Origin of the sequence: Bradyrhizobium sp. TM233 (assembly GCF_036247965.1) — a bacterium.
Taxonomy (GTDB): domain Bacteria; phylum Pseudomonadota; class Alphaproteobacteria; order Rhizobiales; family Xanthobacteraceae; genus Bradyrhizobium; species Bradyrhizobium ottawaense.
The window spans coordinates 380,252-394,253 of record NZ_BTIG01000001.1 but is presented as its reverse complement, the minus strand read 5'-3'; the positions used below and the strand labels follow the sequence as shown (position 1 = coordinate 394,253).

Below are 14,002 nucleotides of genomic sequence, written 5' to 3'. Positions count from 1 at the left end.
CGAAGCCGATTAACGCACTCTTAAACCTTGATGCCCCCGCCCGCCGCCGCGCTTGTTGAACACAGGTTTCCCACACAATGAATTCGCGCTCCAAGACTGCTCTCCGCAAGCCTGCCGCCAAAACATCCGCCGCCAAGAAATCCGCCGCCAAGAAATCCGCCGCCAAGGCAAAGTCCTCCAAAACGCCGCGCGCAAAGCCTGCGAGCAAGACCGGCAAGCTTCCGGAGTGGAACCTTGCCGATCTCTATTCCGGGATCGATGCGCCGGAAGTGGCGCGCGATCTCGAAAAGATGGATGCCGACTGCGTCGCCTTCGAGACCGACTACAAGGGCAAGCTGGCGACAGGGACAGCAAACGAAGATGGCGGAAAATGGCTCGCGAAAGCCGTGCGACGCTATGAGGCAATCGACGATCTTGCCGGCCGGCTCGGTTCCTATGCCGGCCTCGTCCACGCCGGCGACAGCGTGGACCCTGCGATTTCAAAGTTTTACGGCGATGTCTCCGAGCGGCTGACGGCGGCGTCCACGCATTTGCTGTTCTTCGCGCTCGAGCTCAATCGCGTCGATGACGATATTTTGAACCGCGCCATGCAGGCGCCCGAGCTCGCGCACTACCGTCCCTGGATCGAGGATCTGCGCAAGGAGAAGCCCTATCAGCTCGAGGACAAGCTCGAGCAGCTTTTCCTGGAGAAGGCGCAGACCGGCTATTCCGCCTTCAATCGGCTGTTCGACCAGACCATCTCCGGACTGCGCTTCAAGGTCGGGGCCAAGGAGCTGGCGATCGAGCCGACGCTCAATCTGTTGCAGGACCGCGACGGCGCCAAGCGCAAGAGCGCAGCCGAGGCACTGGCAAAGACCTTCAAGGCCAATGAGCGCACCTTTGCGCTGATCACCAACACGCTCGCCAAGGACAAGGACATCTCCGACCGCTGGCGCGGTTTTCAGGACGTCGCGGATTCCCGCCATCTGAACAACCGTGTCGAGCGCGAAGTGGTGGATGCGCTGGTCGCCTCGGTGCGGGCGGCCTATCCAAAGCTGTCGCATCGCTATTATGCGTTGAAGGCGAGGTGGTTCGGCAAGAAGCGGCTGGCTTATTGGGATCGCAACGCGCCGCTGCCCTTTGCCGCGACCGATACCATCGGCTGGCCCGACGCGCGCAACATGGTGCTGACGGCCTATCGCGGCTTCTCCCCCAAAATGGCCGATATCGCCGAGCGCTTCTTCACCGATCGCTGGATCGACGCGCCGGTGCGGCCGGGCAAGGCGCCGGGCGCGTTCTCGCATCCGACCACCCCGTCGGCGCATCCCTATGTCCTGATGAACTACCAGGGCAAGCCGCGCGACGTGATGACGCTCGCCCACGAGCTCGGCCATGGCGTGCATCAGGTGCTGGCGGCGAAGAACGGTGCGCTGATGGCGCCGACGCCGCTGACGCTGGCCGAGACCGCCAGTGTGTTCGGCGAGATGCTGACCTTCCGGCGGCTGCTGGCGCAGACCAAGAGCGCCAAGCAGCGCCAGGCGCTGCTCGCCGGCAAGGTCGAGGACATGATCAACACCGTGGTGCGGCAGATCGCGTTCTATTCGTTCGAGCGCGCGGTCCACACCGAGCGCAAGAACGGCGAGCTCACCGCGACGCGGCTCGGCGAGATCTGGCTGTCGGTCCAAGGCGAGAGCCTCGGTCCGGCGATCGAGATCAAGGCGGGCTATGAGAGCTACTGGATGTACATCCCGCATTTCATCCACTCGCCGTTCTACGTTTACGCCTATGCCTTCGGCGATTGCCTCGTGAACTCGCTCTATGCGGTCTACGAGAACGCGGCCGAGGGTTTTGCCGAGCGCTATCTCGACATGCTCGCCGCCGGCGGCACCAAGCATTATTCCGAGCTGCTGCGGCCGTTCGGGCTCGATGCCAAGGACCCAAAATTCTGGGACGGCGGTCTCTCGGTCATCGCCGGGATGATCGACGAGCTCGAGGCGATGGGCTGAGGCGGGGCGCCTTTGTCCACGGAGGCGCATGTAAAACATCCGTTGAACTGTATCTCTGGCGATGTTATACATGTGTATAACGTGCTGGAGCCGAGCCCATGAAGATAGAGATCAAGAAGATCGGCAATTCCGACGGTCTGTTGTTGCCGCGCGAGCTGATGCAGCGGCTCGATCTCAAGCGCGGGCAGCAATTGCACATCGTGGAATTGCCCGGCGGTGGCTTCCAGGCGCTGCCCTACGATCCCGACTTCGAGCGGACGATGGAAATCGCCGACGAGGTGATGGACAAGTATCGCGACACGCTCGCGGCGCTTGCGAAATAGTCGGCCATGCAATGAGCGATCCTCAGGAGCCGCTCTGGATCACTTACGAGCAGGCCGTCGCCACTCACAGTCGGCAACTCCGACGCTTCGGAGGTGCGCCCGGACTGCGTGACGAAGGCATGTTGCGGTCGGCGCTCGATCGCCCGATCAACAAATGGCGCTACGAGCAGGCGCCGCTGGACGAGCTTGCCGCAGCCTATGCATTCGGGCTCGCGAAGAATCGTGCATTTGTCGATGGAAACAAGCGCATTGCCTTCATGGCGATGATGATTTTTCTGCACAAGAATGGTGTGGCGTTCAATCCAGATCCGGCGGAAGCGACAACCATCATCCTCTCCCTTGCCGCCGGCGAAGTCAGCGAGCAGAGTCACACGCGCTGGATCCGCGACAATCGGGATTCCAAATGAGCCGATTTGCGGGAAAACCGCTGCCCAGCGCCGTTGCCCTGCCCGAAAGATTAAGGTATCCCAGCCCAAGAATTCGACTTTCGACTGGGGACAATCCATGGCTGATCATAGCGAAGTGGCGTACAGCACCGCCGACGGCAACGACTACGTTGCCCACGAGCAGACCTACGAGGGCTTCATCAAGCTGGTGAAGTACGGCACGGCCTCGGTCGCGCTCATCGTGATCTTGATGGCGATCTTCCTGACCTGATCTATCGGCGGCTGCACACGCCAGCGGCAGCAGCTGCCTACAATATTTGCATCCAAGCCGGTGCCAAAACCGGTATCGAACGCCGCGGGAGTAACGCCTAAGTTTGCGCGCGCGCTGTCCCGCGCCGCCGGAGGACCTATGAAGATCGCCGTTGCCAAGGAAATCGATCCGCTCGAGCCGCGAGTCGCCGCTTCGCCCGATACGGTGAAGAAGTTCAAGGCGCTGGGCGCCGAGATCGCCGTCGAGCCGGGCGCCGGCCTCAAATCGGGCCTGCCGGATTCCGAATTCACAGCCGTAGGTGCCACCGTCAGCGCGGACGCGCTGAAGGATGCCGACATCATCATCAAGGTTAAGCGTCCTGAAGCCTCCGAGCTCGCGCAGTACAAGCGCGGCGCGCTCGTCATCGCCATCATGGACCCCTACGGCAACGAGGCCGCGCTGAAGACGATCGCCGATGCCGGCGTCTCCGCCTTCGCGATGGAATTGATGCCGCGCATCACGCGCGCGCAGGTGATGGACGTGCTGTCCTCGCAGGCGAACCTCGCCGGCTACCGCGCCGTGATCGAGGGAGCCGAGGCGTTCGGCCGCGCCTTCCCGATGATGATGACCGCTGCCGGCACCGTGCCTGCGGCGAAAGTGTTCGTGATGGGCGTCGGCGTCGCCGGCCTCCAGGCGATCGCGACCGCGCGCCGTCTCGGCGCCATCGTGACCGCGACCGACGTGCGGCCCGCGACCAAAGAGCAGGTCGAATCGCTCGGCGCGAAATTCCTCGCCGTCGAGGACGAGGAGTTCAAGAACGCGCAGACCGCCGGCGGCTACGCCAAGGAGATGTCCAAGGAATACCAGGCCAAGCAGGCCGCGCTCACCGCCGAGCACATCAAGAAGCAGGACATCGTGATCACCACGGCGCTGATCCCGGGCCGGCCCGCGCCGAAGCTCGTCTCCGGCGAGATGGTCAAGTCGATGAAGCCGGGCTCGGTGCTGGTCGATCTCGCCGTCGAGCGCGGCGGCAATGTCGAAGGCGCCAAGGCCGGCGAGGTCGTCGACCTCGATGGCATCAAGATCGTCGGCTACACCAACGTCGCCGGCCGCGTCGCGGCCTCGGCCTCCAGCCTCTACGCGCGCAACCTGTTCTCCTTCATCGAGACCATGGTCGACAAGAAAGAGAAGAAGCTCGCCGTGAACTGGGACGACGAGCTGGTCAAGGCGACCGCGCTCACGAAAGACGGCGCCGTCATCCACCCGAACTTCCAGCCGAAGGTTTAAGGAGACCCGCCATGGAGCATGCTGCACAGGTCGTCGACCCCTTCATCTTCCGGCTGTCGATCTTCGTCCTCGCCGTCTTCGTCGGCTATTTCGTGGTGTGGTCGGTGACACCGGCCCTGCACACGCCGCTGATGAGCGTGACCAACGCGATCTCCTCGGTGATCGTGGTCGGCGCGCTGCTCGCTGTCGGCGTCGCAAACGTATCGAGCGGCTCGGGCTGGGCGCGCGGCTTCGGCTTCGTCGCGCTCATATTCGCCTGCGTGAACATCTTTGGCGGCTTCCTTGTCACCCAGCGCATGCTGGCGATGTACAAGAAGAAGTCGAAGTAAGCGGCCACCTCGGGCTGAAGGATTAATGGGGACCTGAGATGAGCGCCAACCTCTCTGCATTCTTGTATCTCGTGGCGGGGGTGCTGTTCATCCTGTCGCTGCGCGGGCTGTCGAGCCCGGCTTCGTCGCGCCAGGGCAATCTGTTCGGCATGGTCGGCATGGCGATCGCCGTCGCCACCACGCTCGCGAGCCATCCGCCGGCCGACGGCGTGGCCTGGGTGCTGGTCATCCTCGCGGTCGCGATCGGCGGCGGCATCGGCGCGGTGATCGCCCGTCGCGTGCCGATGACCTCGATGCCGGAGCTGGTCGCCGCCTTCCACTCGCTGGTCGGCATGGCCGCGGTGCTGGTCGCCGCCGGCGCGTTCTACGCGCCCGAGGCCTTCGACATCGGCACCCCCGGCAACATCCATCCGCAGAGCCTGGTCGAGATGTCGCTCGGCGTCGCCATCGGCGCGCTGACCTTCACCGGCTCGGTGATCGCGTTCCTGAAGCTGTCCGCGCGCATGAGCGGCGCGCCGATCATCCTGCCGTTCCGCCATATCATCAACATCGCGCTGGCTCTCGCGCTGGTGTTCTTTGTCGTTCGTCTCGTCCTTACCGGCGGCGCGCTCGACTTCTGGCTGATCGTCATCCTGGCGCTGGCGCTCGGCGTGCTCATGATCATCCCGATCGGCGGCGCCGACATGCCGGTCGTGATCTCGATGCTGAACTCCTACTCCGGCTGGGCTGCGGCCGGCATCGGCTTCACGCTCGGCAATTCCGCGCTGATCATCACCGGCGCGCTGGTCGGCTCGTCGGGCGCGATCCTGTCCTACATCATGTGCCACGCGATGAACCGGTCCTTCATCTCGGTCATCCTCGGCGGCTTCGGCGGCGAGACCGCCGCGGCCGGCGGTGGCGGCGGCGAGCAGAAGCCCGCCAAGCTCGGCTCGGCGGATGATGCGGCCTTCATCATGAAGAATGCCCAGAAGGTCATCATCGTGCCCGGCTACGGCATGGCGGTGGCGCAGGCCCAGCACGCGCTGCGCGAGATGGGCGACATCCTGAAGAAGGAAGGCGTCGAGGTGAAGTACGCCATTCACCCGGTCGCCGGCCGCATGCCCGGCCACATGAACGTGCTGCTGGCCGAAGCCAACGTTCCCTACGACGAGGTGTTCGAGCTCGAGGACATCAACTCCGAATTCGCGCAGGCCGACATCGCCTTCGTGATCGGCGCCAACGACGTCACCAACCCGGCGGCCGAAGAGGACAAGACCTCGCCGATCTACGGCATGCCCGTGCTTCAGGTCTGGAAGGCCGGCACCGTGATGTTCATCAAGCGCTCGCTCGCCTCCGGCTATGCCGGCATCGACAATCCGCTGTTCTACCGCGACAACACCATGATGCTGCTCGGCGACGCCAAGAAGGTCACCGAGAACATCGTCAAGGCGATGTAGCACGCGAAGGAAACGGGACCGTGGCCTCAACAGGGAATGGCACCGGTCTCATCGCATGCCGCTCAAGGCGACGCGCGAGCAGCGCGTCGCATGGCACGCCGCCCACAAGTTGGCGTGCGGCTGCCGCGACGTCCCTGCGAGCCTCCGGCCCGACGTCATGAAATTGCTGCGGAGCCGTCGCAAGCCCTGAGCCTGAACCGGGGGCCGGCCGCGCAATGATCACCATCGCCAAATGGACCGTCATCCTGCTCGCGACCGTCTATCTCGCCGGGCTCGTCGCGCTCTATGCCCGGCAGCGCGAGATGCTGTTTCCGATACCGACCGCCAAGCGGACCCCGCCTGAGGCGGCAAATTGTCCCGAGGCGGAGGAGCATGTCCTGGCCACCTCGGATGGCGAGAAGATCATCGTCTGGCATGTGCCGGCGAGGCCCGGTCGTCCCGTGATCCTGTATTTTCCGGGCAATGGCGATTTTCTCGCCGGCCGTGTCAGCCGCTTCAAGGCCATGACGGCTGATGGCACCGGCTTGGTGGCGCTGTCCTACCGCGGCTATGCCGGCTCGAGCGGCGCGCCGAGCGAGGAGGGGTTGCTGCGCGATGCCGCTGCCGCCTATGCCTTCACCACCGCCCGCTACACGGCGGAACGAATCGTCGCCTGGGGCTTCTCGCTCGGGACCGGCGTGGCGGTTGCGCTCGCCTCGGAACAGCGTGTTGGAAAGCTCGTCCTGGAGGCTCCCTATACGTCGACGGCCGACATTGCATCTTCGTCATTCTGGTTCGTGCCGGTGCGCCTCTTGATGCGCGATCCGTTCCCTTCCGACGAGCGGATCGCGCGCGTCACGGTGCCGCTCCTGGTGATGCATGGCACCAATGACCTTGTCATTTCGATCGTGTTCGGAGAGCGTCTGTTCGCGCTCGCGCATGAACCGAAGCAGTTCGTTCGCTTTGCGGGCGGCGGACACGACAATCTCGATGCGTTCGGTGCGATCGAAACGGCAAGGCGCTTCATTGGATCCTGAACGGCTCGTCTCCCGGCTGTGGGGCGTATCCCTCGCCGCCATCCTCGCTTTGTTGCCGCAGCAGGCCTGGGCCGCAACCGGCCTCGATGGTGCGGCGATGCGCTGGCCCTATGCGCTTCCCTTTGCCGGCCTGTTGCTGTCGATCGCGCTCGGACCGCTGCTGTTCGCAAAAGTCTGGCACCATCATTACGGCAAGATCGCTGCTGCCTGGTCGCTGCTGGCGCTGGCCTCGCTCGTCATTTTTGCCGGGAGCATGGCGACGCTGGCGGCGTTCGTCCATGCCATGCTCGCTGAATATCTCGGCTTCATCGTGCTGCTGTTCGCGCTCTATGTCGTGGCCGGAGGCATTCTCATTACCGGCGACATTAAGGCCACGCCGGCGACGAATGCCGGCATCCTCGCGCTCGGCACCTTGATGGCAAGCATCGTCGGCACCACGGGGGCCGCGATGATCCTGGTCCGTCCGCTGATCCGCGCCAACCGGCCGCGGCGCCACAACGCCCATGTCATCATCTTCTTCATCATCCTGGTCGCCAATGTCGGCGGCGCGCTGAGCCCGCTCGGCGATCCCCCGCTGTTCGTCGGTTTCCTGCACGGCGTCGACTTCTTCTGGACCACGCGGAGCATCTGGTTGCAGACCGCGATCGTCGCCGGATTGCTGGTCGCGATCTTCATCGCCATCGATTCCTGGCGCTTCCGCAGCGAGCCCGCGCTCCGCGACGCCGGTCCTGCGGATCCGGTCCGCATCCGCGGTCTGGTCAACCTCGTGCTGATCGCAGCCATCGTCGCGAGCCTGCTGGCCTCGGCGATGTGGAAGCCCGCTATCGCCTTCGACATTCTCGGAACGAAGCTGGAGCTGGAAGACATCGCGCGCAATTTGGCGCTGCTTTCCATTGCGGCGCTGTCGGTGTGGCTGACGCCGGACGAGCACAGGCTGGCCAACGGCTTCACCTGGGAGCCGATCCGCGAGGTCGCAAAACTGTTCGCGGGCATTTTTGTCGCCATCATCCCGGTCATTGCCATGCTCAATGCCGGCCATCATGGTGCCTTTGCCTGGCTGTTGTCGGCCGTGACGGCACCGGACGGCACGCCGCGCGAGGTCGCCTATTTCTGGTTCACCGGCCTGATGTCGGCGTTTCTCGACAATGCGCCGACCTATCTCTTGTTCTTCCAGCTTGCCGGCGGCGATCCGCAAATGCTGATGCATCAGCTGTCGGGCACGCTGGCGTCGATCTCGATGGGCGCGGTCTACATGGGAGCGCTGACCTATATCGGCAATGCGCCGAACTTCATGGTCAGCAGCATTGCCAGCGAGAACGGGATCAAGATGCCGAGCTTCTTTGGCTATCTCGTGCGCGCCGGCGCGGTGCTGATCCCGCTGTTCATGCTGCTGACGCTGCTGCCGGTCGCGCCGATCCTGCGCTGGCATTGAATCCGCCGGCCGATTTGCTTGCGCCCTCGACAAGGAGCTCGAGCTCGGCCTCAACGCCCGGGGGGCTGCGTGCTCTTGCTACCGACCTTCGTCCTGAGCATGCCGACCTTCGGCACGGGCAGGACAAACGTCCTGTTCGGGCTGGTCGATGTGATGGTATTTGGCGTCTACGTATTCATGGTTTCGTGCCCTGAACCCACTTTGCGCTCACGCGGCCCTTCGGGGCCAGGATCGCGTCCCAGGAGAGGTCCCAATGCTTGCCGCCAGATCCGAGGTTCAGGTCGACAACGAGGAGGTCCGGGTGACGGAATGGCGGCTCGGTCCGGGCAGCGCCACGGGGCATCACACCCACGGCATGGACTATGTGATTGTTCCCGTCGTCGCGGGCGAAATGACCATCGTGGCGCCGGGCGGCGAGCGGTCCAAGGCGCAGCTGGCAGCCGGGAAATCCTATTTCCGCAAGGCGGGCGTCCAACATGACGTACTTAACGAAACCTCAACCGAGATCGTGTTCCTTGAGATCGAGCTGAAGCCGTAGGTCCGGCCTCACAACTTGCCATCGATCCGTCGCAGTTGATCCCTTACAATGCCCCAAAGTTCCCGCATCAGATCGCGCGGGGAGTGGCCGGAATGCTGAAATACCTCGCTAAAATTTCAATGGATATTTTCCCCTCGGTGCTCGCGACGATCATCGGGGCGTACATCGTTAACCACTACATCAACGCCAAGCCGGCGGCTGACACCCCTGCGGCCGTCGTGGCCCCTGCCGAGGCCGGCAAGAACGGCAAGCCTGCCGATGTGGCCAATCTCCCAGCGCCCGGCGTCAAGGCCAAAGGCATCCCCGAGAAGAGCGTGACGGACAAGCCGGCGGCTGAAAAGGCTGCCGATCAGCCGTCTGCCGAGCACAAGGCTGCGGATGTGGCTCCGGCCGAGGCCAGCCCACGTGGCAAGCCGTCGGCGCGCGAGAAGGCGGTCGCCAAGTCGACCCCGACGTCTACCCCGGCCGCCAGCACGCCCGCTCCCGCCGCTCCGGTGGTTGAGGCCAATTCGGCGCCGGCTGCCGCGGCTCCGGCCCCCGACGCCAACGACCTCGTGCGTGCCGCGATCGAGCGTCTGCGCAAATCTCCTGAGGGCAAGTCGTCTGAGGGCAAGTCGTCTGAGGGCAAGTCGTCTGAGAGCAAGTCCGCCGAGACCAAGCCTGCCGAGGTCAGGCCGTCCGAGACCAAGTCAGCCGAGAAGCCGACCGAGCCTGCCGTGCGGGAAGCCGCCCGCACGCCGGAGGCCCCGCGGGTCATCAGCATGGAGCCGGCTACGGTCCGTCCGCTGCCGCCGCCGATCACGGTATCGACGCCCTCACCAGAGGCCTATGGCAAGGATGGCTCCTCGCCGGCCAATCCGTCCTATACGGCCTCGGTCGGCAACGATGATCCGAATCGGATGACGCCGCCGGCTGACATTCCCGTGCCTGTGATCGCGCCACCGCTCGATCTGCGCGCCGACGCCGGCGGCTCCATGCCGCGGCCCAAGAAGACCAATGTCGCCGACGAAATGCTGTCGGGCATGAAGTCGATGTTCCACTCGGTTCTGCCGAAGAGCGCCACCCCCGATTGAGACGGTGCCAGAACCGTCAGCCGCCGACGCGGGCGAGGCCGCTGCGCGCGGCATCGTCGCGTGGACGAAGCGAGACAGCCCTGGTGTAGGACGCCGCCGCCTTGGCCCTGTCGCCCAGCCGCTCATAAGCCTGTCCCCGCGCGGTCCAGACCTGCGCGTTGTGCGGATCGGCCTCTGAGGCCTCATCCAGATCGGCCGTGGCCTCCTTGACCTTGCCGAGCGCGAGATAGCTGGTGGCGCGGCCGAGCAGCGGCTCGACCTTCTGGGGATTGAGCCCGCTCGCAGCGCTGAAATCTGCGATCGCGAAGTCGTGCTGATTGTTGCTCTGGTAGATCAGGGCACGGCCATACAGCGCCTGCGCATTGTAGGGATCGAGCCCGACCGCGCGATTGAACTCGTCGAGCGCCGCCGCGACCTCGCCTGACTTGGCCAGGGATTGGGCTTTTGCGGTGTGGGCCTGAGCCTCGGTGACGTTGGCGGCGCTCACCGCGCGCTCGGCGGGCGCGGCGGCCTTGGGCGCCTCCTGCGGCTTGTCCTTCTCCGGCATCAGCGATCCCAGATCGAACGAGCAGCCGCACAACGCAATCCCCATGAGCGCCAGCGCGAACGGCGGCTGCCAGATCCGGCGTAGCCACGCCAAGCCGTGCTGGGGGAGGGGGGAGGCCATCTACGGTTCGCTCGCGCTAGAGCATGATCCGGACCCGAAGGGCCGCGTTGGCGAAAAGTATGCAGCGGTTTTCCCACGCGACAAACGCGCAATGCGTTTGCGTAGAGATTGCTCAAACAACAAACTAAAGCGCGACGACCTTCAATCCAAATCTCATCGCGCTTGCGTGCCGCATCCGTGGTGCCCGACCCGGAAAGGCCCCGCGCACAAACAATAACGCGGGCCAGAGGCCCGCGTCATCGAAACTGAAATCTTGCAAAATTCGGTAAATCAGCGCGGTCCGCGCGGACCAGCACCTGCACCCGGGCCACGACCGCCGCGATCACCGCCGGGACCGGCGCCGAACACCGGCTTCGGCTTCATCGGCAGCAGGCCTTCGCGCTGCAGCTTCTTGCGGGCCAGCTTGCGCGCGCGGCGCACAGCTTCGGCCTTTTCGCGGGCCTTCTTCTCGGAGGGCTTCTCGTAATGACCGCGGAGCTTCATCTCGCGGAAAATTCCCTCGCGCTGCATCTTCTTCTTCAGCGCCTTGAGGGCTTGGTCGACATTGTTATCGCGAACGAGAACCTGCACGCGGCATCCTCTTCAGTGGATCGGATTTGAATTCTGGTAAGACGAAGGGGATGGCGAAAACGCGCAAGCCCTTAACCTTGAGGGCGCGGATGTATCAGACAAATCCCGGGATGTCCACCGGACAAGCGGGCTTTCGGGCCAAGTTCAGCCATTAAATGAGGCGAAAATACCTCCGCGCGGCCCTGATTTGGGCGATTCGACGCCAGGGATGGGGCCGTTTCCGGAGCTTGTTCCGGAATCTTTGAAAGCAGGGGACGACATATGGATATCAAGAAATACGCCGCTGAAGCCATCGGCACCTTCTGGCTCACATTCGCAGGCTGCGGAAGCGCGGTGATCGCTGCCGGCTTCCCACAGGTCGGAATCGGTCTGGTCGGTGTCTCCCTCGCATTCGGACTGAGCGTGGTCACCATGGCCTATGCGATCGGTCATATCTCCGGCTGCCATCTCAACCCGGCCGTCACGGTCGGTCTTGCCGCCGGCGGGCGTTTTCCCACCGGGCAGATCCTGCCCTATGTGATCGCGCAGGTGGCCGGCGCGATCGTGGCCGCCTGGCTCCTCTACGTCATCGCGAGCGGAGCTCCCGGATTCGATGTCAGCAAGGGCTTCGCATCCAACGGATATGATGCGCATTCACCCGGCCAGTACAGCATGATCGTATGCTTCCTCACCGAGGTGGTGATGACCATGATGTTCCTGTTCATCATCATGGGCGCGACCCATGGCCGCGCGCCCGTGGGCTTCGCGCCGCTCGCAATCGGGCTCGCGCTGGTGATGATTCATCTCGTCAGCATCCCCGTCACCAATACCTCGGTGAACCCGGCGCGCAGCACGGGCCCTGCGCTGTTCGTCGGCGGCTGGGCGACGGCGCAGCTCTGGCTGTTCTGGGTCGCACCGCTGATCGGCGGCGCGTTGGGCGGGGTGATCTATCGCTGGCTCAGCGCGGAGCCCACGGGCGTCGTCGCGGGCGCGAAGACGGCCTAAAGCGTTTTCGAGCGAAGCGGGATCGCAGCGATTGCTGCGGTCCCCTCACTTGCCTTTCGTCGGCCTGACCTCGGTGACGTGGCCCATCTTCCGGCCGGGGCGCGGCGCACCCTTGCCGTAGATGTGCACGGTCGCGCCGGGCACGCTCAGCCACTTTTCGTAATCGTTGATCTCGTCGCCGATCAGATTGGTCATGGTGACGACCTCGCCGTGGCGCACGGGCTTGCCGAGCGGCCAGCCGGCGATGGCGCGGATGTGCTGCTCGAACTGCGAGACCGACGCGCCGTCGAGCGTCCAATGCCCGGAATTGTGCACGCGCGGGGCGATCTCATTGACCAGCACCTTCGGGCCTGTGCCATTGGCGAGCACGAACATCTCGACAGCGAGCACGCCGACATAGTCGAGCGCGCTTGCGATCTTTCCGGCGATGCTGCGTGCTTCCTCGGCGAGCGCAGCCGGGATCGGCGCGGGCGCGCGCGATATCTTCAGGATATGGTCGCGGTGCTCGTTCTCGGTGACGTCGAAACACTCGACCTGGCCTGTGACCGAGCGTGCGGCGATCACGGAGATCTCGCGCTCGAACGGCACGAAGGCTTCCAGGATCGCCGATTTGGTGGCGAGGCTGGTCCACACCTTGGCGATGTCGTCGCCCTCGCGGATGATGGCCTGGCCCTTGCCGTCATAACCGAAGCGGCGGGTCTTGAGCACCGCCGGAAGGCCGATCCGGGCGATCGCCTCGCGCAGCGAGGACACGGAGGCGACGTCGGCATAGGCTGCGGTGCCGATGCCGAGCCGCGTCACGAAATCCTTCTCGGCGAGCCGGTCCTGGGTGGTCTCGAGGATCTTGCGGTTGGGCAGCACGGGTCGGCGCGCGTCCAGCACCATCGCGGCGGCCGATGGCACGTTCTCGAATTCGTAGGTGATGACGTCGACGTCGTTGGCGAACAGATCGAGCGCTTCGACGTCGGCATATTCGGCGCAGGTCGCATTCAATACGACGTCGAAGGCCGGCGAGTCCGGATCGGGCGAGAACACCTGGCAGCGCAGGCCGAGCCGCGCCGCAGCCATGGCCAGCATCCGGCCCAATTGTCCGCCGCCGAGGATTCCGATGGTGTCACCGGGCTTCAGCTTCACCTGCCTGGTGTCGGTCACGCCTTGTCCTCCGGGCGCTCGGCGACCGCCTCGGTCTGCGCCTTGCGCCAGGCGGCGAGGCGATCGGCCAAGGCCGGGTCGGACAACGCCAGGACGGCCGCTGCCAGCAGTGCGGCGTTGGTTGCCCCGGCCTTGCCGATGGAGAGGGTGCCGACCGGGATGCCGGCGGGCATCTGGACGATCGAATAGAGCGAATCGAGGCCCTTGAGCGTCTTGGATTCGACGGGAACGCCGAACACCGGGAGTTCGGTCAGCGCCGCCGCCATGCCGGGCAGGTGTGCAGCGCCACCGGCGCCCGCGATGATGACCTTGTAACCCGCGGCCTTGGCGCCCTTGGCGAAAGCAAACAGACGGTCAGGGGTGCGGTGGGCCGAGACGATGCGGGTATCGGCGGCGACGCCGAGCGCGGCAAGCGTGTCGGCGGCATGCCGCATCGTGTCCCAGTCCGACTGGCTTCCCATGATGATGGCGATCGGCGCGGTCATGACGTTAATTGTGCCCGAAAAACAGAAAGATAGGCCAGATTAACGGTTCCGGCCGGCGGCTCGCAAGGCGGTGGCAAGGAGAAGGGAAT

The 14,002-nt window shown here is 64.6% G+C and carries 16 protein-coding genes and 1 pseudogene; 13 read left to right on the top strand and 4 right to left on the bottom strand.

Features of this window, described 5'->3' with window-relative positions:
- Positions 1 to 77: 77 nt before the first annotated feature.
- The 12 genes and pseudogenes from AABA86_RS01910 to AABA86_RS01855 all read left to right on the top strand — a co-directional run bounded on the left by AABA86_RS01910 (position 78) and on the right by AABA86_RS01855 (position 10,055).
- Positions 78 to 1,985: a M3 family oligoendopeptidase gene (locus tag AABA86_RS01910; protein ID WP_338305561.1), complete on the top strand. Its 1,908-nt coding sequence runs from the start codon at positions 78 to 80 to the stop codon at positions 1,983 to 1,985.
- A gap of 98 nt (positions 1,986 to 2,083) precedes the next feature.
- The gene (locus AABA86_RS01905) at positions 2,084 to 2,308 is read left to right on the top strand and encodes an AbrB/MazE/SpoVT family DNA-binding domain-containing protein (RefSeq protein ID WP_027545558.1); all 225 of its coding nucleotides are present in this window, start codon (positions 2,084 to 2,086) and stop codon (positions 2,306 to 2,308) included.
- Positions 2,309 to 2,319: 11 nt separating this feature from the next.
- A complete protein-coding gene (locus AABA86_RS01900) occupies positions 2,320 to 2,715 on the top strand; it encodes a type II toxin-antitoxin system death-on-curing family toxin (RefSeq protein WP_338305560.1) in 396 nt (131 codons plus the stop codon).
- 97 nt (positions 2,716 to 2,812) lie between these two features.
- Positions 2,813 to 2,965 (top strand): aa3-type cytochrome c oxidase subunit IV, encoded by a 153-nt coding sequence (locus AABA86_RS01895; RefSeq protein ID WP_018317799.1) that lies wholly within the window; start codon positions 2,813 to 2,815, stop codon positions 2,963 to 2,965.
- Positions 2,966 to 3,103: 138 nt separating this feature from the next.
- Positions 3,104 to 4,231, top strand: coding sequence for a Re/Si-specific NAD(P)(+) transhydrogenase subunit alpha (locus AABA86_RS01890; protein ID WP_212248737.1), 1,128 nt, complete (start codon positions 3,104 to 3,106; stop codon positions 4,229 to 4,231).
- Positions 4,232 to 4,242: 11 nt separating this feature from the next.
- The gene (locus tag AABA86_RS01885; protein ID WP_212248738.1) at positions 4,243 to 4,560 is read left to right on the top strand and encodes a proton-translocating transhydrogenase family protein; all 318 of its coding nucleotides are present in this window, start codon (positions 4,243 to 4,245) and stop codon (positions 4,558 to 4,560) included.
- Between the two features lie 38 nt (positions 4,561 to 4,598).
- Positions 4,599 to 5,996, top strand: coding sequence for an NAD(P)(+) transhydrogenase (Re/Si-specific) subunit beta (locus AABA86_RS01880; protein ID WP_212248739.1), 1,398 nt, complete (start codon positions 4,599 to 4,601; stop codon positions 5,994 to 5,996).
- Positions 5,997 to 6,214: 218 nt separating this feature from the next.
- Positions 6,215 to 7,012, top strand: a complete 798-nt coding sequence (locus AABA86_RS01875) for an alpha/beta hydrolase (RefSeq protein ID WP_212248937.1) — start codon at positions 6,215 to 6,217, stop codon at positions 7,010 to 7,012.
- Positions 6,966 to 8,444: a sodium:proton antiporter gene (locus tag AABA86_RS01870; RefSeq protein ID WP_338305558.1), complete on the top strand. Its 1,479-nt coding sequence runs from the start codon at positions 6,966 to 6,968 to the stop codon at positions 8,442 to 8,444. Before AABA86_RS01875 ends, AABA86_RS01870 begins: the two co-directional genes overlap by 47 nt.
- A 16-nt stretch (positions 8,445 to 8,460) precedes the next feature.
- Positions 8,461 to 8,636: pseudogene (locus AABA86_RS01865) on the top strand (ionic transporter y4hA); the annotation flags it as partial.
- 61 nt (positions 8,637 to 8,697) lie between these two features.
- Entirely contained in the window at positions 8,698 to 8,982 is a 285-nt protein-coding gene (locus AABA86_RS01860; protein WP_028140292.1) for a cupin domain-containing protein, read from the top strand.
- A gap of 92 nt (positions 8,983 to 9,074) precedes the next feature.
- A complete protein-coding gene (locus tag AABA86_RS01855; protein ID WP_338305557.1) occupies positions 9,075 to 10,055 on the top strand; it encodes a hypothetical protein in 981 nt (326 codons plus the stop codon).
- Between the two features lie 16 nt (positions 10,056 to 10,071).
- On the opposite strand, the gene AABA86_RS01850 is transcribed toward AABA86_RS01855, so the two are convergent.
- Positions 10,072 to 10,722, bottom strand: a complete 651-nt coding sequence (locus AABA86_RS01850) for a tetratricopeptide repeat protein (protein WP_338305556.1) — start codon at positions 10,720 to 10,722, stop codon at positions 10,072 to 10,074.
- A 270-nt stretch (positions 10,723 to 10,992) separates the two neighbouring features.
- Positions 10,993 to 11,292: a 30S ribosomal protein S21 gene (gene rpsU, locus AABA86_RS01845; protein ID WP_028140289.1), complete on the bottom strand. Its 300-nt coding sequence runs from the start codon at positions 11,290 to 11,292 to the stop codon at positions 10,993 to 10,995.
- Between the two features lie 261 nt (positions 11,293 to 11,553).
- On the opposite strand from rpsU, the gene aqpZ reads away from it, so the two are divergent.
- Positions 11,554 to 12,276 carry an aquaporin Z gene (aqpZ, locus tag AABA86_RS01840; RefSeq protein WP_212248744.1) on the top strand — a complete coding sequence of 241 codons (723 nt, stop codon included), beginning with the start codon at positions 11,554 to 11,556 and terminating at the stop codon, positions 12,274 to 12,276.
- Between the two features lie 45 nt (positions 12,277 to 12,321).
- Here aqpZ and AABA86_RS01835 read toward each other — a convergent pair whose 3' ends face one another.
- The gene (locus AABA86_RS01835) at positions 12,322 to 13,428 is read right to left on the bottom strand and encodes a 5-(carboxyamino)imidazole ribonucleotide synthase (RefSeq protein ID WP_338305555.1); all 1,107 of its coding nucleotides are present in this window, start codon (positions 13,426 to 13,428) and stop codon (positions 12,322 to 12,324) included.
- Positions 13,425 to 13,913: a 5-(carboxyamino)imidazole ribonucleotide mutase gene (gene purE, locus AABA86_RS01830; protein WP_338305554.1), complete on the bottom strand. Its 489-nt coding sequence runs from the start codon at positions 13,911 to 13,913 to the stop codon at positions 13,425 to 13,427. Before purE ends, AABA86_RS01835 begins: the two co-directional genes overlap by 4 nt.
- Positions 13,914 to 14,002 lie beyond the last annotated feature (89 nt).

What these genes read in the sequence shown, in the direction of transcription:
- AABA86_RS01885 (WP_212248738.1), top strand. Translation starts at nt 4,243, where the DNA reads ATGGAGCATGCTGCACAGGTCGTCGACCCCTTCATCTTCCGGCTGTCG.
- AABA86_RS01900 (WP_338305560.1), top strand. Translation starts at nt 2,320, where the DNA reads ATGAGCGATCCTCAGGAGCCGCTCTGGATCACTTACGAGCAGGCCGTC.
- aqpZ (WP_212248744.1), top strand. Translation starts at nt 11,554, where the DNA reads ATGGATATCAAGAAATACGCCGCTGAAGCCATCGGCACCTTCTGGCTC.
- AABA86_RS01850 (WP_338305556.1), bottom strand. Translation starts at nt 10,722, where the DNA reads ATGGCCTCCCCCCTCCCCCAGCACGGCTTGGCGTGGCTACGCCGGATC.
- AABA86_RS01895 (WP_018317799.1), top strand. Translation starts at nt 2,813, where the DNA reads ATGGCTGATCATAGCGAAGTGGCGTACAGCACCGCCGACGGCAACGAC.
- AABA86_RS01880 (WP_212248739.1), top strand. Translation starts at nt 4,599, where the DNA reads ATGAGCGCCAACCTCTCTGCATTCTTGTATCTCGTGGCGGGGGTGCTG.
- AABA86_RS01910 (WP_338305561.1), top strand. Translation starts at nt 78, where the DNA reads ATGAATTCGCGCTCCAAGACTGCTCTCCGCAAGCCTGCCGCCAAAACA.
- purE (WP_338305554.1), bottom strand. Translation starts at nt 13,913, where the DNA reads ATGACCGCGCCGATCGCCATCATCATGGGAAGCCAGTCGGACTGGGAC.
- AABA86_RS01855 (WP_338305557.1), top strand. Translation starts at nt 9,075, where the DNA reads ATGCTGAAATACCTCGCTAAAATTTCAATGGATATTTTCCCCTCGGTG.
- AABA86_RS01870 (WP_338305558.1), top strand. Translation starts at nt 6,966, where the DNA reads ATGCGTTCGGTGCGATCGAAACGGCAAGGCGCTTCATTGGATCCTGAA.
- AABA86_RS01905 (WP_027545558.1), top strand. Translation starts at nt 2,084, where the DNA reads ATGAAGATAGAGATCAAGAAGATCGGCAATTCCGACGGTCTGTTGTTG.
- AABA86_RS01890 (WP_212248737.1), top strand. Translation starts at nt 3,104, where the DNA reads ATGAAGATCGCCGTTGCCAAGGAAATCGATCCGCTCGAGCCGCGAGTC.
- AABA86_RS01860 (WP_028140292.1), top strand. Translation starts at nt 8,698, where the DNA reads ATGCTTGCCGCCAGATCCGAGGTTCAGGTCGACAACGAGGAGGTCCGG.